Annotated in this window: 17 protein-coding genes; 15 read left to right on the top strand and 2 right to left on the bottom strand. The window is 74.7% G+C overall.

What is annotated here, in order from left to right:
* Positions 1-106: 106 nt before the first annotated feature.
* From F9B16_RS37520 to aroQ, 9 genes are all read left to right on the top strand, one after another.
* Positions 107-2,920, top strand: coding sequence for a type 2 lanthipeptide synthetase LanM family protein (locus F9B16_RS37520; RefSeq protein ID WP_151544982.1), 2,814 nt, complete (start codon positions 107-109; stop codon positions 2,918-2,920).
* Positions 2,917-4,170, top strand: coding sequence for a DegT/DnrJ/EryC1/StrS family aminotransferase (locus tag F9B16_RS37515; RefSeq protein WP_151544981.1), 1,254 nt, complete (start codon positions 2,917-2,919; stop codon positions 4,168-4,170). The genes F9B16_RS37520 and F9B16_RS37515 overlap by 4 nt, the downstream gene beginning before the upstream one ends.
* Positions 4,170-5,126: a sulfotransferase gene (locus tag F9B16_RS37510; RefSeq protein WP_151544980.1), complete on the top strand. Its 957-nt coding sequence runs from the start codon at positions 4,170-4,172 to the stop codon at positions 5,124-5,126. The genes F9B16_RS37515 and F9B16_RS37510 overlap by 1 nt, the downstream gene beginning before the upstream one ends.
* Complete coding sequence (locus F9B16_RS37505; RefSeq protein WP_151544979.1) at positions 5,126-5,875, top strand: SDR family NAD(P)-dependent oxidoreductase; 750 nt, start codon at positions 5,126-5,128, stop codon at positions 5,873-5,875. Before F9B16_RS37510 ends, F9B16_RS37505 begins: the two co-directional genes overlap by 1 nt.
* 33 nt (positions 5,876-5,908) lie before the next feature.
* On the top strand, positions 5,909-6,553 hold the full coding sequence (locus tag F9B16_RS37500; RefSeq protein ID WP_151544978.1) for a nitroreductase family protein: 645 nt from the start codon (positions 5,909-5,911) through the stop codon (positions 6,551-6,553).
* 91 nt (positions 6,554-6,644) lie between these two features.
* The gene (gene aroC / locus F9B16_RS37495; protein ID WP_151544977.1) at positions 6,645-7,823 is read left to right on the top strand and encodes a chorismate synthase; all 1,179 of its coding nucleotides are present in this window, start codon (positions 6,645-6,647) and stop codon (positions 7,821-7,823) included.
* A 16-nt stretch (positions 7,824-7,839) separates the two neighbouring features.
* Positions 7,840-8,349 (top strand): shikimate kinase, encoded by a 510-nt coding sequence (locus F9B16_RS37490; protein WP_151544976.1) that lies wholly within the window; start codon positions 7,840-7,842, stop codon positions 8,347-8,349.
* Positions 8,346-9,419 (top strand): 3-dehydroquinate synthase, encoded by a 1,074-nt coding sequence (gene aroB, locus F9B16_RS37485; protein ID WP_151544975.1) that lies wholly within the window; start codon positions 8,346-8,348, stop codon positions 9,417-9,419. The genes F9B16_RS37490 and aroB overlap by 4 nt, the downstream gene beginning before the upstream one ends.
* Positions 9,416-9,868, top strand: coding sequence for a type II 3-dehydroquinate dehydratase (gene aroQ, locus F9B16_RS37480; RefSeq protein ID WP_151544974.1), 453 nt, complete (start codon positions 9,416-9,418; stop codon positions 9,866-9,868). The genes aroB and aroQ overlap by 4 nt, the downstream gene beginning before the upstream one ends.
* Positions 9,869-10,048: 180 nt before the next feature.
* Here aroQ and F9B16_RS37475 read toward each other — a convergent pair whose 3' ends face one another.
* On the bottom strand, positions 10,049-10,624 hold the full coding sequence (locus F9B16_RS37475; protein ID WP_151544973.1) for a TetR/AcrR family transcriptional regulator: 576 nt from the start codon (positions 10,622-10,624) through the stop codon (positions 10,049-10,051).
* A gap of 114 nt (positions 10,625-10,738) precedes the next feature.
* Here F9B16_RS37475 and F9B16_RS37470 point away from each other — a divergent pair, with 114 nt between their 5' ends.
* The 3 genes from F9B16_RS37470 (at position 10,739) to F9B16_RS37460 (ending at position 13,084) form a co-directional block, all read left to right on the top strand.
* Positions 10,739-11,209, top strand: coding sequence for a PaaI family thioesterase (locus tag F9B16_RS37470; RefSeq protein WP_151544972.1), 471 nt, complete (start codon positions 10,739-10,741; stop codon positions 11,207-11,209).
* 32 nt (positions 11,210-11,241) lie between these two features.
* On the top strand, positions 11,242-11,907 hold the full coding sequence (locus F9B16_RS37465) for an enoyl-CoA hydratase-related protein (RefSeq protein ID WP_151544971.1): 666 nt from the start codon (positions 11,242-11,244) through the stop codon (positions 11,905-11,907).
* Positions 11,908-12,034: 127 nt separating this feature from the next.
* Positions 12,035-13,084 (top strand): LLM class F420-dependent oxidoreductase, encoded by a 1,050-nt coding sequence (locus tag F9B16_RS37460; protein WP_151544970.1) that lies wholly within the window; start codon positions 12,035-12,037, stop codon positions 13,082-13,084.
* An 81-nt stretch (positions 13,085-13,165) separates the two neighbouring features.
* On the opposite strand, the gene F9B16_RS37455 is transcribed toward F9B16_RS37460, so the two are convergent.
* The gene (locus F9B16_RS37455; protein ID WP_225992287.1) at positions 13,166-14,683 is read right to left on the bottom strand and encodes a flavin monoamine oxidase family protein; all 1,518 of its coding nucleotides are present in this window, start codon (positions 14,681-14,683) and stop codon (positions 13,166-13,168) included.
* 185 nt (positions 14,684-14,868) lie between these two features.
* Here F9B16_RS37455 and F9B16_RS37450 point away from each other — a divergent pair, with 185 nt between their 5' ends.
* From F9B16_RS37450 to nusB, 3 genes are read left to right on the top strand one after another with little or no spacing between them, the layout of a single operon-like run.
* Positions 14,869-15,957, top strand: a complete 1,089-nt coding sequence (locus F9B16_RS37450) for a M24 family metallopeptidase (protein WP_151544968.1) — start codon at positions 14,869-14,871, stop codon at positions 15,955-15,957.
* Positions 15,958-15,999: 42 nt separating this feature from the next.
* Entirely contained in the window at positions 16,000-16,557 is a 558-nt protein-coding gene (gene efp, locus F9B16_RS37445; protein ID WP_151544967.1) for an elongation factor P, read from the top strand.
* A 1-nt stretch (position 16,558) separates the two neighbouring features.
* On the top strand, positions 16,559-16,975 hold the full coding sequence (gene nusB / locus F9B16_RS37440) for a transcription antitermination factor NusB (protein WP_151544966.1): 417 nt from the start codon (positions 16,559-16,561) through the stop codon (positions 16,973-16,975).
* Positions 16,976-17,028: the final 53 nt, after the last annotated feature.

Genomic DNA, 17,028 nt, shown 5'->3' with positions numbered 1-17,028 from the left:
GGACGACGGCCGGTGAGCGCCGTGGCCCCGGCGCTCGCCGGCGTCCCCTGGCGGCGCGCCGCCCGCCCCGGCGAGCCGCGCGACGCCGAACCCGAGTGGCACCGCCGTGGCCCCGGCGCTCGCCGGCGTCCCCTGGCGGCGCGCCGCCCGCCCCGGCGAGCCGCGCGACGCCGAACCCGAGTGGCACCGCCGGTTCCGCACCGCCTGGGAGACCCCGTCCCGCACCCGGTCCACCGAGGAGCTCGGGCTGCTGGAGGCGGCCCGCCCGCTCATCGACGACGCGCGGCGCACCCTGCGCGAATGCCTGCTGTCCGACCTCGGCCCCGACGTCCCGCCCGGCCTGCCGGACCTGCTCGCCGCCGCGCCGCCGCTCGGCTGGCTCACCATGGCCGTCCAGCCCGCCCTCGCCGAGGAGCTGGCGGCGGCGTCCGCCCGCGGCCTGGACGGCGCCACGCCGCGGGACCGGTACGCGGCCTTCGTGCGCGGCCTCGCCGACCCCGTCCGGGCGCTGCGGATCTGGGCGGCGTACCCGGTCCTCGCGCGGCAGGCCGTCGAGATCCTGGACGACTGGGTGGCGGCGCGGCTGGCGTTCGCCCGCGAGCTGGCCGCCGACCTGCCCGCCGTCACCGCCGCGTTCGGCGGCGGCGCGGGGCTCGGCGCGCTGACCGGCGTCGAGTTCGGCCAAGGGGAGACGCACCGCGGCGGCCGCACCGTCGCGATCGTCCGGTTCGAGCGCGTCGCGCTCGTCCACAAGCCGCGGTCCCTCGGCGTCGACCTGTGCTTCGACCGGCTCCTCGGCTGGTTCAACGACGCCGGGGTCCCGCACCCCTTGCGCCGTCCCCGCCTCCTCGACCGCGGCGACCGCGGCTGGAGCGAGTACATCGAGCCCGCGCCCTGCGCGCCCGCCGACCTCCCCGCGTTCTTCTGGCGGATGGGCGCGCTGCTCGCGCTCACCCACGCCGTCCACGGCTACGACCTGCACGCCGACAACGTGATCGCGGCGGGCGCGGACCCCGTCGTCATCGACCTCGAAGCGCTGTTCCACACGTCCGGGACCCAGCCGAACGCGCGCCGCGCCCGGCTCGGCGACCCCGCCGCCGCGCGGCTGGACGCGTCCGTGCTGCGCACCGGGCTGCTGCCCGGCCCGCTCGTCATGCCGGACGTGGACACCGAGCGGCCCTTCGGCGTCGACATCAGCCCGCTCGGGACCGTCCCCGACCGCCGCTCCCTGATCCCGACGCCGCTCATCGACGACCCCGGCACCGACCGGATGCGGGTCCGCCTCGGCTACCGCACCGTCCCGCCGCCCGCCGGACGGCTCCGCCTTCCCGGCGGCGGCACCGTCGACCCGCGTCCGCACCGCGACGCGCTGGTCGCCGGCTACACCGCCGCCTACCGCCGCCTCGCGTCCGCCGGGACGGCGCTCCTCGCGCCGGGCGGCCCGCTGGACGGATGCGCCGACGTGCCCGTCCGGCTGATCCAACTGTCGACGTTCCTCTACGTCCGGCTGCTGCTGGAGAGCTGGCGTCCCGCCGAGATGCGCGATGCCGCCCTGCGGGAGCGGGGCCTCGCCCGCCTCGACGCCGGCTGGCCCGGCGTCCCGCACCGCGACGCCCTGATCGCCTCGGAGAAGGCGGCGGTGTGGCGCGGGGAGGTGCCCGTCTTCGAGGTCCGCCCCGGCCACCGGGACGTGTGGCTGGAGGACGGGACGCGCCTCGCGGGCGTGCTGCCCGTCCCGCCGCTGGAGGAGACCGCCGCCCGGCTCGGCGCGCTGGACGAGGACGACCTCGCCGCCCAGACCGCCATCATCGACGCAAGCTTCGCCGCACTCCAGCCCGGTCCCGCTGCCGCGCGCGCACCGCGCCCGTCAGGGGATCTGCTGCGCGGGGCGCTCGGGGTCGCGCGGTGGTTGGACGCGGCGGCCGTGCGCTCGGGCGACCGGATCGGGTGGCTCGGCGTCGAGGTCGTCGACGCCCGGACGCGCCGTGTCGCGCCCGCCGGCCTCGACCTGTACGGCGGGCTCCCCGGCATCGGGCTGTTCCTGACCTACCTGTCGGCCGTGACCGGCGAACCGTGGGTCGAAAGCCTCGCGGAGTGCGTCGCCGACGAGGTCGCCGCGCGGGTCGCCGCCGCATCCGCGGTCCGGGGAACGGTCCCGCCGCTCGGCCCCGTCTACCATCTGGCGCACGCCGCCGCCGTGCACGGCCGCCGCGACCTCGCCGAGGCGGCACGCGGTGCCCTGCTCCCGCCGGCGAGCGGCCTCACGTCCGGGGACGTCCTCGAAGGGGAGGCGGGCGCAGTGCTCAGCGCCCTCGCCCTGCACGCCGTCCTGCCCGGCGAGCAGGTCGCGGGCGTCGCCCGCGCCGCCGGGGAGCGGCTTCTCGCTCGCGACCTGACCGATCCCGGGTTCGGCTACGGCGCGTCCGGCGCGGCCGTCGCGCTGGCCCGGCTGGACGAGCTGTGCCCCGACCCCCGGTTCGCATCCCGTGCGCGGAGTCTCGCCGCCGGGGAACAGGACCCGGGCCGCGACCCCGGCTGGTGCCAGGGCGCGGCGGGGGTCGCGCTCGCACGGCTGGAACTGGCCGCCCGTTACCGGTCGGACGCGGCCCTGCTGGAACGATCCCTCGCGACCGCGGCGGCCGTCCTGCGGGACGCCGCGCCCCAGGACGACTCGCTCTGCCACGGCACCGCCGCCGTCTACGAGGCCCTGTCCGCCCTGGACGGGACCGCGCCCGTTCCGCGCCGCGACGCCTGGCGCACCGCCCTGCCGGAGCCCGCCCCCGGGCTGCTCGCCGGCCTGTCCGGCATCGGGTACGCGCTGCTGCGCCGCGCCCGGCCCGCCGAGGTGCCGCCGGTGCTCGCGCTGGCGCCGCCCGCCCCCTCCGCCAGCCTCCTGTTCCCCCCAGAGGAGACGCCATGACCGTGGACGTTCAGCCGGGACCGCTCGCGATCGACGGCGCGGAACCCGTGCGCACCGACCCGTGGCCCACCTACGACAAGGGCGACGTCTTCATCGAGGAGGAGGACCTGGAGGCCGCGCTCGACGCCGTCCGGGCCCGCCTCTACTTCCGCTACGACCACCGTCCCCACGCCGAGACGCGGACCGGCCGCCTGGAGCGGGAGCTGTGCGCGTTCTTCGCCGCCCCGCACGCGCTGACCTGCGCCAGCGGCACCGCCGCGATCACTCTCGCGCTGCTCGCGCTGGACCTGCCGCCCGGCTCGCTCGTCGCGTGCCCCGCGTTCACGTTCGCGGCGACGCCGAGCGCGATCCTGCTGGCCGGGCACCGCCCGCTGCTCGTCGAGTGCGACGACGACCTGCACCTGGACGTCGCGGACCTGCGCCGCCGCCTCACCCCGGAGGTCCGCGCGGTCGTGGTGGTGCACATGCGCGGGTTCGCCTCCGACATGCCCGCGATCTGCGCCGTGGCCCGCGAGCACGGGATCCCCGTCGTCGAGGACGCGGTGCCCGCGCTCGGCGCCCGGCTCGGCGGCCGCCCGCTCGGCACGTTCGGCGACGCCGGGGCGTTCAGCACCCAGTCCGACAAGTCGCTGAACACCGGCGAGGGCGGGTTCCTGCTCACCCGCGACCCCGCCGTGCACGCCCGCGCGATCGTCTACTCCGGCGCCTACGAGGGGCGGATGGCCCGGCACTTCGACGGGCCGCCCCCGGCCGTCGACGACCTCGCCTACCCCATCTTCGGGCTGCGGATGGACGAGATCCGCGCGGCGCTGGCGTCCGCGCTGCTGCGGCGGCTGCCCGAGCGGCTCGCCGCGCACCACCGCAACTACGACGACGTCGCCGCGCGGCTCGCGGACGTCCCCGGGATCGCGCTGCGCCGTCCTGTCGCCGACCACGCCTACCTCGGGGAGGCGCTGGTGTTCCGGCTGCCCGGCGCCGGTGCCGAGGCGACCGCCTGGACCGCCGCCGCGCTGCGCGCCGAGGGCATCGACGCGCGCGCGCTCGGCGACCCCGGCGACACCAACGTCCGCGCCTTCTGGAACTGGCGGTTCCTGTTCCCCGATCCGGCTCGCGCGCGCGCCGAGTTCCCCGTCACCGCCGCACGGCTCGACGAGTCCGTCGACATCCCGCTGTCGGCCAACCTCACCGAACGCGACCGCGACCACGTGGTGACGGCGGTGCGGAAGGTGGCCGGGGCGGGACGCTGGTGATGGTCCGCGTCCTCTACGTGACCGGCTGGTGCCGCAGCGGGACGACGCTGCTCGGCAACCTGCTGGGGGAGTGCGACGGCGTCGTCCACGTCGGCGAGCTCCGTTACCTGTGGACGAACGGGATCCTCGGCCGCGGCACCAACACCCTGTGCGGCTGCGGGCTCGACGTCGCCTCCTGCCCGCTGTGGAAGGGCGTCGTCGCCCGCGTCGCCGGGGACGACCCGCAGTGGCACGCCGAACGGGCCGTCCGCCTCCAGCAGGCCGCGCTGCGCACCCGCCACACCGGCCGCCGGCTCGCCGAGGCGCGCGGGGCCCGGGCCGCGCATCCCGCCGTCGCCGCCCTCGCCGCGCTCTACACCGCGATCGCGGAGGAGTCCGGGGCCCGGCTGATCGTCGACACCGGCAAGTTCCCCGCCGAGGCCGCCGCGCTGTGCGGCGCGCCGGGCGTGGACGCCCGGGTCCTGCACGTCGTCCGCGACCCGCGCGCCACCGCCGAGTCGTGGCGGCGCGCCAAGGAGTACATCCCCGCGATGGGCGCCGCCCGCAGCACCGCGTACTGGACGGGCTTCAACCTCGCCTCCGAACGGGTCGCGCGCGCGTTCCCGCGCCGCTCCCTGCGGCTGCGGTACGAGGACTTCACCGCCGACCCGCGCGGGTCCCTCGCCCGCGTGATGGCGCACGCCGGGCTTGACGGCGACCCGCCCGCCGACGCGGACGGCCGCGCCGACCTCAGCGTCAACCACACCGTCACCGGCAACCCGGACCGGCTGCGGCGCGGCCCCGTCCGCATCCGCGAGGACGACGCGTGGACCCGCACGCAGCCGGTTCCGGCACGGCTGGTCGCCACCGCGCTCGCCCTACCGCTGCTGGCCCGCTACCGGTACCCGCTCGTCCCGTCCCCGGCGCGCCCACCGGACCGGACGTCGCGGGACGAGGAGAAGGAGGGCGCGGCCTGATGGACCTCGGACTCACCGGACGCGTCGCCATGGTCGCCGCCGCGACCAGCGGACTCGGCCTCGCCACCGCCCGCGAGCTGGCCGCCGCCGGCGCCGACGTCGCGATCTGCGGCCGCGACCCGGCCCGCCTCGACCGCGCCGCCGCCGAGATCGACAAGGCCGGGCCGGGACGCGTCGTCCCCACGCCGCTCGACGTCCTCGACCACGACGGGGCCGCCGCCTGGGTGGACGCCACCGCCGGCGGCCTCGGCGGCCCGCACGTCCTGGTCACCAACGCGGGCGGCCCGCCCGCCGGCCCGGTGCTCGGCCGCGGCCTGGACGACTTCCGCGCGGCGGTCGAGCTGTGCGTGCTCAGCCACATCGCGCTCGTGCAGGCCGCGCTGCCGCACATGCGCGACGCCGGCCACGGACGCGTCCTGATGATCGCCTCGGAGACGATGCGGCAGCCGACGCCGCGCTACGGCCTGTCCAGCACCGTCCGGCCCGCGCTCGCCGGGTTCGCCCGGACGCTCGTCCGCGAGCTCGGCCCCGCCGGCATCACCGTCAACGTGCTCGCGCCCGGCTACCACCGGACGCCCGCCGTCGCGGGGATGCCGGACCTCGACGAGGTCGCCGCGTCCATCCCCCTCGGCCGGCTCGGCCGCCCGTCCGACTTCGGCGCCGTCGCCGCGTTCCTCGCGGGAGAGCAGGCCGGTTTCATCACCGGGACCACCCTCGTCGTCGACGGCGGCCTCGGCCAGGGCATCTGAGCACCCCCATAAGGAACCCCCGGAAGGAACCAGGTGGACTTCGACGCCGTGCTCGCCAACCGCCGGATGGTGCGCCACTACCTCCCCGACCCGGTCCCGCCGGAGACGGTGGACCGGATCACCGCCGTCGTCCGCAAGGCGCCGAGCGCGGGCTTCAGCCAGGGCCACCGCCTCCTCGTCGTCACCGACCCCGGCACCCGCGAGCGCGTCGCCGAGCTGGCCGAGGAGTCCTACTACACCGACCGGGGCGAGCCGCCGTGGCTGTCGGTCGCACCCGTCCTGATGGTGCTCGGCATCTGCGAGGACGACTACCACGCCCGCTACACCAGGGCCGACAAGCTCGTCGACGGCCGGGAGATGGAGTGGCCCGCCCCCTACTGGTGGGTGGACTCCGGCGCCCTGCTGACGCTGATCCAGCTCACCGCGATCAACGAGGGCCTCGCGACCGGGTTCGCGACCGTCCGCGCCAAGGACGAGCTCGCCGCGTTCCTCGGCATCCCGCCGGAGATCGCCGTCGTCGGCCTGATCACCGTCGGCCGCGCGCACCCCGACGCGCTGCGTCCCGCCGACCGCGAGCGGCTGCGCGGCCTGCGCAAGCCGTTCGGCGACCTCGTCCGCCACGAGTCGTGGAAGGACGGCGCCCCGCCGCCGGACCGCGGGACCGCCGCGTCCGCCTGACGGTCCCCGCCGCCCCGCCCGCCACCGGCCCGGCTCTCAGATGGTGGACGCGCGTCACGCGCGGGTGCGCGGAGTCAATAGGATCGTCGGCATGCTGCGCTGGTTGACCGCGGGGGAGTCCCATGGCCCGGCCCTGACCGCGATCGTGGAGGGGCTGCCGGCCGGCGTGCGCGTGACCTCGGGGGACATCGCCGAGGACCTGCGCCGCCGGCGGCTCGGCCATGGGCGGGGCGCCCGGATGAAGTTCGAGCAGGACCAGGTGACGATCCTCGGCGGCGTCCGGCACGGGGTCACCCTCGGCGGCCCGGTCGCGATCCAGGTCGGCAACACCGAGTGGCCCAAGTGGGAGACGGTCATGTCGGCCGACCCCGTGGACGCCGACGTCCTCGCCGCCCAGGCCCGCAATGCGCCGCTGTCGCAGCCGCGGCCCGGCCACGCCGACCTCGTCGGCATCCAAAAGTACGGCTTCGACGACGCCCGCCCCGTCCTGGAGCGGGCGAGCGCGCGGGAGACCGCGGCGCGCGTCGCGCTCGGCACCGTCGCCAAGGCGTTCCTCAAGCAGGCCCTCGGCGTGGACGTGCTCAGCCACGTGATCGCGCTCGGCGAGGTCCAGGCGCCCGACGGGGTCCTGCCCGGCCCGGACGACCTCGCCGCCGTCGACGAGAGCCCGGTGCGCTGCTTCGACGCCGGGGCGTCCGCCGCGATGGTCGCGCACATCGACGAGATGAAGAAGGCCGGTGACACCCTCGGCGGCGTCGTGGAGGTGCTCGCCTACGGCCTCCCGCCGGGCCTCGGCAGCCACGTCCACTGGGACCGGCGGCTCGACTCGCGGCTCGCCGGCGTCCTCATGGGCATCCAGGCGATCAAGGGCGTCGAGGTCGGCGACGGGTTCACCACCGCGCGCCGCCCCGGCTCCCGGGCGCACGACGAGATCGACAACACCCCCGACGGGATCCGCCGCCGCACCAACCGGGCCGGCGGCGTCGAGGGCGGCATGACCACCGGCGAGGTGCTGCGGGTCCGCGCCGCGATGAAGCCGATCTCCACCGTCCCGCGCCGGCTCGACACCATCGACGTGAGGACCGGCGAGCCCGCCAAGGCCATCAACCAGCGCAGCGACGTCACCGCGGTGCCCGCCGCCGGCGTCGTCGCCGAGGCGATGGTCGCGCTGGTGCTCGCGGACGCGGCGCTGGAGAAGTTCGGCGGCGACTCCGCCGAGGAGACCGCCCGCAACCTGCGGGGATACCTGTCCTCGCTCACCATCAAGTGAAGTGGACCGGCGCACTATGACGCGACCGAAGGCCGTCCTGATCGGGCCGCCCGGATCGGGCAAGACCACCGTCGGCACCGCCCTCGCCGAGCGGCTCGGCGTGCCGCTGCGCGACACCGACGCCGATGCCGAGGCGGCGGCCGGCAAGCCGATCGGCGAGATCTTCATCGACGACGGCGAGGACCGGTTCCGCGAGCTGGAGCGCGCCGCGGTCGCCGCGGCCCTCGCCGAGCACGAGGGCGTCCTGGCGCTCGGCGGCGGCGCCGTCCTCGCCGCCGAGACGCAGGAGCTGCTCGCCGGGCACACCGTCGTCTACCTGCGCGTCGGCCTCTCCGAGGCGATCAAGCGGGTCGGGCTCGCGTCCGCGCGGCCGCTGCTCGTGCTGAACCCGCGCAGCCAGATGCGCAAGCTGCTGGAGGAGCGGCTCCCGATCTACGAGCGGCTCGGCACCGTGCACGTCGACACCGACGGGCGCGAGCCCGCCGACATCGTCGAGGAGATCGTCAAGGCGCTGGAGGCGGCATGACCCGGGCGCGGGTGCACGTCGGCGGCGCCGACCCCTACGACGTCGTCATCGGCACCGGCGTCCTCGCCGAGCTGCCCGCGATGGTCGGCGACCGCGCCCGCACGGTCGCCGTGGTGCACGCCGAGGGACTCCCGGAGATCGCCCGCCCGGTGTGCGGCGCGCTGGAGGAGGCCGGGTACGCGGTGCGCGCGCTGCCCGTCCCCGACGGCGAGGCCGCCAAGGAGGTCGGCGTCCTCGCCGGGCTCTGGTCGGCGTTCGCGCGGGCCGGGATGACCCGCACCGACGTCGTCGTCGGCGTCGGCGGCGGCGCCACCACCGACCTCGCCGGGTTCGCGGCGGCGTCGTGGCTGCGCGGGGTGCGGTCGGTGCTCGTCCCGACGACCCTGCTCGGCATGGTGGACGCGGCGGTCGGCGGGAAGACCGGCATCAACGTCCCCGAGGGCAAGAACCTCGTCGGCGCCTTCCACCCGCCCGCCGGCGTGCTGTGCGACCTCGCCACGCTCGTCACGATGCCGCACGAGGACTACATCAGCGGCCTCGCCGAGATCATCAAGGCCGGGTTCATCGCCGACCCGAAGATCCTCGACCTCGTCGAGGCCGACCCGGAGGGCGCCGCGTCCCCCACCGGCCCGCACACCCGCGAGCTGGTCGAGCGCGCGATCCAGGTCAAGGCGGACGTCGTCTCCGCCGACCTCAAGGAGAGCGGCCTGCGGGAGATCCTCAACTACGGGCACACGCTCGCGCACGCCATCGAGAAGGCCGAGGACTACAAGTTCCGGCACGGCCACGCCGTCGCCATCGGCATGGTCTACGCCGCCGAGCTGGCCCGGCTCGCCGGACGGCTGCCCGCCGACGTCGTCCGGCGGCACCGCGACGTCCTCGCGTCGGTCGGACTGCCCGTCTCGTACGCCGCCGACTGGGCCGGCCTGCGCGAGACCATGACCATCGACAAGAAGTCGCGCGGCGCCACCCTCCGGTTCGTCGTCCTGGACGGCCTCGCCGAGCCCGGCCGCCTGGAGGGCCCCGACGAGGACCTGCTCGCCGCCGCGTACCGGGAGGTCTCTCGATGACGCGTGTGCTGGTGCTGAACGGGCCGAACCTCGGCCGGCTCGGCAGCCGCGAGCCCGAGGTGTACGGCGCGGCGACGCTCGACGACCTCGCCGCGCTGTGCCGCGACACCGGCCGCCGCCTCGACCTGAGCGTCGACGTCCGGCAGACCGACGACGAGGCCGAGCTGATCCGCTGGGTGCACGAGGCCGCCGACGAGCGGCTCCCGATCGTGCTCAACCCGGCGGCGTTCACCCACTACTCCTACGGGCTGCGCGACGCCCTCGCCCAGCGGACGGCGCCGCTCGTCGAGGTGCACATCAGCAACCCGGCGGCCCGGGAGGAGTTCCGGCACACCTCCGTCGTCGCGGGCGTCGCCACCGGCACCATCGCCGGGTTCGGGATGATGTCCTACGTCCTCGCCCTGCAGGCGGTCGCCGAACTCCTCGCCGAATCACCTCGGGATTCCTGACGAGATCCGCCGATTGCTACATGATCACCGGTCGGTGATCATGTACGCGTGGCCGTCCCCGCTCGGAGGACTCCAAGCAGTGGGGCCCGTGCCCGGCGGACCGGATGTACGGGGTGGTGCTGACGCGGCTGCGCGCCGGGGGCGAGCAGGCCGCCGCCCGTCGAGCGCCCGCGCGCCGCGCTAGTCCTCCCGGACGGCGCTCCTCGTCATCTCCTTGAGCTCGGCGACGACGTCGTCGAGGGGCGCGACGTCGCGGTGGGCGCGGCAGAGGATCGTGGCGCCCTCGACCGCGGCGACGATCAGGCGGGCGAGGCGGGCGGCGCGGTCGTCGGGGACGCCGGCGTTGCTGAGCCCGGTGGCGAGGGTGTCCTGCCAGCGGTCGAACGCGGCCGCGGCGGCCGACGCGAGCTGCGGGGCGTCGTCGTGGCTCTCCACGGTGACGGCGACGATCGGGCAGCCGGCCCGGAACTCGCTCTTGATCAGCACCTGCCGCCACCAGCCGACGAAGGCGTCCACCGCGGACGCCGCGTCGCCGCCCTCGGTGGCGGCGAGGATGCCGGCGTTGAGGAACTCGCCGGCGTAGCGGACGGCCTCCTCGGCGAGCTGCGCCTTGCCGTCGGGGAAGTGGTGGTAGATCGAGCCGCGCGGCGCGCCGCTGTGCGCGATGACGTCGCGGAACCCGGTGCCGCTGTAGCCGCGCTCGCGGAAGAGGTAGGCGGCGCTGCGCACCATGCGTTCCCGGCTGTCGGTGCCCATGCATCGATTATGACATTCATCATAAGCTTCTCGCATTGACCATGACGGTCGTCATAGCCCACCGTGCTTATGACGGACGTCATACACAGCGGTGACCTGGAGGGGAGCGGAGCGATGGCGGGACCGACCACGCCCACCACGGCGAGCACGGCGGGCCTCGAGCAGCTGAAGGCGCTGATCGACAAGGGCGCCGAGGAGGGGTACGGCATCGGCGCGCTGCTCGGCATGGCCGCCGAGGAGCTGGCGCCGGGACGGGTCGTCTTCTCGCTCGCTCCGCGCACCGACTTCAGCAACCCGCTCGGCACCGTGCACGGCGGCGTGCTGTCCACGCTGCTGGACTCGGCGATGGGCTGCGCCGTGCACACCTCGCTGCCCGAGGGCGCCGGCTACACGACGCTGGAACTGAAGGTCAACTTCGTCCGCGCGGTGCCGCTGGAGGGTGGCAGGCTGACCTGCGAGGGAACGACCGTCCATGTCGGGCGGAAGGTCGCGACCGCCGAGGGGCGGATCGTGGACCAGGACGGCAAGCTCGTCGCGCACGGCACCACGACCTGCATGATCTTCCCGCCGGCTACCGACCAGTAGGGTCTGCTCAGGCACCGACGAAGGAGACCAGCGTGATCGACCTGCAGCGCGACGGCGACGTCTACGTCCTGCGCTTCGACGACGGCGAAAACCGGTTCAGCCCCGACTTCCTCAGCGCCGTCGAGGGCGCGCTCGACACCGTCGAGAAGAACGACGGGCCCGGCGCCCTGGTCACCACCGGGACCGGCAAGTTCTACTCCAACGGCCTCGACCTCGAGTGGCTCGGCGCCCACGGCGACCAGTTCGAGGCGTACCTGAGCCGCATCCACGCCGTCTACGCGCGGCTGCTGGAGCTGCCGATGCCGACCGTCGCCGCGATCAACGGGCACGCGTTCGCGGGCGGCGGGATGCTCGCGCTCGCCCACGACTTCGCCGTCATGCGCACCGACCGCGGCTACTTCTGCCTGCCCGAGGCCGACCTCGGCATGACGTTCACGCCGGGGATGAACGCGCTGATCGCGGCGCGGCTGCCCAAGCGCACCGCGCACGAGGCGATGATCACCGGCCGCCGGTACGCCGCCGAGCAGGCGATGGCGGCCGGGATCGTGCAGCGGACGGCGGGCGAGGCGGGCGTGCTGCCCGCGGCGCTGGAGCTGGCGGGGTCGCTGGCCGGCAAGGACGGCCGGGTCGTCGGCAAGATCCGTGCGGACCTGTACCGTCCCGCGCTGGAGGCGCTGCGCGGCCCGGCGCTCGGCTAGCACGGGCGCCCGGGCCCCACGCCGGGCCCCGGCCGCGGGACCGTGGCGGGCCCTCGCTCCGGCGGGCGGCGCGGAGTAGGTTACGTTCGACTGGAATCTGATTCGGTTTTACGGGAAGGGACGCCGGATGCGCATCGGGATGGGGCTCAACTACGCGGGCAGCGGTTTCAAGGACACCGTCGAGGAGCTGGCCGACTTCGAGAAGGCCGGCCTCGACATCGTCTACGTCCCGGAGGCCTACAGCTTCGACGCGGTCAGCCAGATGGGGTACATCGCGGCCAAGACCGAGCGGCTGGAGATCGGCTCCGGCATCCTGAACATCTACTCGCGCACGCCCACCGCGATCGCGCAGACCGCCGCCGGCCTGGACTACGTCTCCGACGGCCGGTTCACGCTCGGCATCGGCGCGTCCGGCCCGCAGGTCATCGAGGGCTTCCACGGCGTCCCCTACACCGCGCCCCTCGGCCGCACCCGCGAGATCATCGACATCTGCCGCAAGGTGTGGCGGCGCGAGCGCGTCCAGCACGACGGCAAGCACTACACGCTGCCGCTGCCCGCCGAGCAGGGCACCGGCCTCGGCAAGGCGCTGAAGCTGATCAACCACCCGGTCCGCGCCGACATCCCGGTCATGGTCGCCGCGATCGGCCCGAAGAACGTCGAGCTCACCGCCGAGATCGCCAACGGCTGGGAGCCGATCTTCTACATGCCGGAGAAGGCCGCGGACGTGTGGGGCGCCTCGCTCGCCGCCGGCAAGGCCAAGCGCGACCCCGCGCTCGGCGAGCTGGACGTCGTCGGCCAGGCGACCCTCGCCATCGGCGACGACGTGCAGGGCTACCTGGAGTTCGGCCGCCCGATGGCCGCGCTCTACATCGGCGGCATGGGCGCCAAGGGCAAGAACTTCTACAACGACCTCGCCCGCCGGTACGGCTTCGAGAAGGAGGCCGAGGAGATCCAGGACCTCTACCTCGACGGCAAGAAGGACGAGGCCGCCGCGAAGGTCCCGCAGGAGCTGCTGGAGAAGATGTCGCTGATCGGCACGGAGGGCCACGTCCGCGAGCGGCTCGCCGCGATGAAGGAGTCCGGCATCACGACGCTCAACGTGCAGCCCATCGCCGGCGACCACAAGGGCCGCGTCGCCCTCATCGAGAAGGTCAAGCAGATGGCCGCCGACGTCTGACACCTCCGTTGAGTCGCGGCGTGCCGCCCTCGCGGGACGTCCCATGAGGGCGGCACGCCGCGACTCGACGTCATGCGGGCGTCAGAGGGCGGCGTTGACCTCCTTGGCGACGCGCTCGCCGGAGCGGACCGCGCCGTCCATGTAGCCGGTCCAGTAGTCGGACGTCTCGGTGCCCGCCCAGTGGATCGGGCCGCAGGGCGCCCGCAGCGCCTCGCCGAAGCCGGTCAGGACGCCGGGCGGGGCGACGCCGACCGGGCCGCCGCCGCTCCAGATCTCGTTGTCCCAGCGCTGGAACGCGGTCCGCACCGGGGTCTTGGCCTTGTCGCCGTAGAAGTTCGCGAACGCGGCGAGGCCCGCGGCCCGCACCTCGTCCGCCGAGGCCCCGTCCAGCTTGCGGATGTTGGCCTGGTTCATGAAGCCCATCATGATGCCGCGCGACCCGTCCGGCGGGCTGTTGTCGAACGTCGCGTCGATCGCGCCGCTGTCGGAGACGGCCTGCCCGGTCAGCCCGTCCGCGCGCCAGAACGGGGTGTCGTACACGGCGACGAACTTGCAGATCGAGCCCATGGGGTAGCGCTGCATCAGCTGCGCGCGGGCCGCGGGCAGCGCCGGCGAGAAGTCGATCTTCCCGGCGATCGCCGGGGACATCGCGACGACGACCCGCTTGGCCGACACCGTGAGCCCGTCGGCGGTCACGGTGACGGCGCCGCCGTCCGTCGAGATCGCCCGGACCGCCGTGTTGTAGCGGATGACGTCGCCGAGCTTGGCGGCCAGCCGGACGGGCACCTCCTGCGACCCGCCGACGAACCGGGACTCCTGCCCGCCGCCCTTGGTGTCGATGAGGCGGTCGACCGAGCCGGGGTTGCTCTCGTTGCCCGCCGACGCGATGTAGTTCAGGACGTACAGCAGCGACACGTCCTGCGAGCGCACCGACAGCGTGGAGCTGATGAACTCGTCCATCAGGAACCGCGCGCCGCTGCTCAGCGAGTTGGACCGGGACCAGGTGTAGAAGGTCTGCGCGTCCCACTCCTCGGCCTTGGCGGCCTTCCACGGCTGCCCGACCGGGACGTCCTTGGCCATGCTCCCGAGCTTGAGCAGCGCCACCTCCAGGTCGACCACGCCCCAGTCGGGCGGGACCGCTCCCAGGACGCCGTCGGTGGCGTACAGGGACCGCTGCCCGTTGCGGTAGTAGACGTTCTTGCCGGTGTTGTAGGTCGGGAACGTCGCGACGCCCATGTCCTTGGCGAGCGCGGCGATGCGGTCCTGCGTCGGGCCGATGAACTCGGCGCCGCCCTCGCTGGTGGTGCCGTCGCCGAGCGGCATGCCGTACACGCGGCCGCCGGGCCGCTCGCGGGCCTCCAGGACGATCACGGACAGGCCGGCGGCGACCAGGTCGCGGGCGGCGGCGAGGCCGGACAGCCCGGCGCCGACGATCACGACGTCGGCGGTGGCGTTGTCGGCCATGGGGGCGGCCGGGGCGGTGGCGGGGCGGGTGAGGGTCTTCGCGGCGGCGGCGGGCGCCGCGGCCGCGGAGACCACGGCTCCGGCGGCGGTGAGCGCGCCCGTTCCGAGCAATCTGCGGCGGCTGACTCGGGTCAAGGGGAATCCCTCCAGGGACGTCCGGTGCGGGGGGACGGGGCGGGATGAAACGATCACTCGCCGAGGCACGCTAGGCCACCCGCGGCCCGGAAGTCGAGCGATTCTCATGTTCTGTGACCGCGTCGAGACGGGCCGGGCCACCGCCGGCCGCGTGCTCTAGAGTCCTGACCATGGGGGAGGCGCACATGCAGGAGACACAGGGGGACGGGCACGCCGCGCGGCGCCGCCGGCTGGCCGCGCTCGTCGCCGACGCGGGCGCCGGCGCCGTCCTCGTCACCCGGCTCGTCAACGTCCGCTACCTCACCGGCCTCGACAGCTCCAACGCCGCGCTGCTCGTCCCGGCGGACGGCCCCGCCGTGCTCGCCACCGACGGCCGCTACGCCGGGATGGCCGCCGAGGTCTGCCCCGAGATGGAGACCCTCGTCGAGCGGCGGGCCGCCGAGGCGCTCACCACCCGCGCCGCCGCGTCCGGCCACCGCGTCCTCGGCTTCGAGGCGCACGACCTCACCGTCGAGCGGCACGCCGCGCTCGCCGAGGCCGCCGACATCCCGCTGCGGCCGCTCGGCCACCTCGTCGAGGACCTCCGCCGGGTCAAGGACGAGGAGGAGATCGGCCTGCTGCGGGAGGCGTGCGCCATCACCGACCGCGCCTTCGAGGCCGTCCTGCCGGAGATCCGCGCCGGCGTCACCGAGCGGGCCGTCGCGATCGCCCTCGAACGGGCCATGGTCGACTTCGGCGCCGAGGGCCCCGCGTTCGACTCGATCGTCGCGTCCGGGCCGAACGGCGCCGTCCCGCACCACCACCCCGGCGGCCGCGAGCTGCAGCGCGGCGACCTCGTCACCCTCGACTTCGGCGCGCGCTACGGCGGCTACCACGCCGACATGACCCGCACCGTCGCGATCGGCGAACCCGCCGGCTGGCAGCGCGACCTCTACGCCCTCGTCCTGCGCGCGCAGCTCGCCTCGATCGCCGCCGCCCGCCCCGGCGCCGAGACCAGGGACGTCGACGCCGCCGCCCGCGGCCCCATCACGGACGCCGGGCACGGGGACGCGTTCACCCACGGCCTCGGGCACGGCGTCGGCCTGGAGATCCACGAGGCACCGCTCATGGGGTACGACAGGACCGGTAAGCTGATGGATCGAGTTCCGATCACCGCGGAGCCGGGGGTGTACCTGGCGGGCCGGGGCGGAGTCCGGATCGAGGACACCTTGGTCGTCCGCCCGGGCGGCCCGGAGCTCCTCACCACAACGACGAAGGACCTGCTCGTCCTCTGACGTCCGGTCAGCGAGCGGGCCCGCGACCGGGAGAATGACGCAGTGGCGACGACGAACGACCTCAAGAACGGCATGACGCTGAACCTCGACGGCCAGCTGTGGACCGTCCAGGAGTTCCAGCACGTCAAGCCCGGCAAGGGCGGCGCGTTCGTCCGCACCAAGCTCAAGAACGTGCTGTCGGGCAAGGTCGTCGACAAGACCTTCAACGCCGGCACCAAGGTCGACGTGGCGAGCGTGGACAAGCGCGAGATGCAGTACCTCTACCGCGAGGGCGAGGACTTCGTCTTCATGGACACCGAGACCTACGACCAGCCGCACATCCCCGCGGCCACGGTCGGCGACGCCGCGAACTACCTGCTGCCCGAGCAGAACGCCGTGATCGCGTTCAACAACGAGAACCCGCTCTACGTCGAGCTGCCCGCCGCCGTGGTGCTGGAGATCACCGAGACCGAGCCGGGCCTGCAGGGCGACCGCTCCACCGGCGGCAGCAAGCCCGCCACCCTGGAGACCGGCGCGCAGATCCAGGTGCCGCTGTTCATCACCACGGGCGAGAAGGTCAAGGTCGACACCCGCTCCGGCGAGTACCTCGGCCGCGGCTGAGATGGCGGCACGGACCAAGGCCCGCAAGCTCGCCCTCGACATCCTGTTCGCGGCGGAGCTGCGGGAGGAGCAGCCGACGGCGGTGCTGGCGGCGCGCGGCCGTCCCAACCAGGACGAGCTGTCGGAGTACCCGCACGCGGTGCGGCTGATCGAGGGCGTCCAGGAGCACCGGGAGCGCATCGACGAGCTGATCGCCACCTACGCGACCGGCTGGACGCTGGAGCGGATGCCGGTCGTCGACCGCAACATCCTGCGGATGGGCGCCTACGAGCTGCTGTGGGTGGACGACGTCCCGGACGGCGTCGCGGTGAGCGAGGCGGTCGGCCTCGCCACCGAGCTGTCGACCGACGAGTCGCCCCGGTTCGTCAACGGCCTACTGGCGCGGCTGCAGCAGCTCAAGCCGTCCCTGTCGCTCTGACGGCGAATCGTCGCCTGGCGCCCGTCCGCGGGCGGCGGGCGGCTAGGGTGGGC

Origin of the sequence: Actinomadura montaniterrae, from assembly GCF_008923365.1 — a bacterium.
Classification (GTDB): Bacteria; Actinomycetota; Actinomycetes; order Streptosporangiales; family Streptosporangiaceae; genus Spirillospora; species Spirillospora montaniterrae.
Note: the sequence above shows the minus strand (reverse complement) of the source record. Positions and strands in the feature narration are given on the sequence as shown.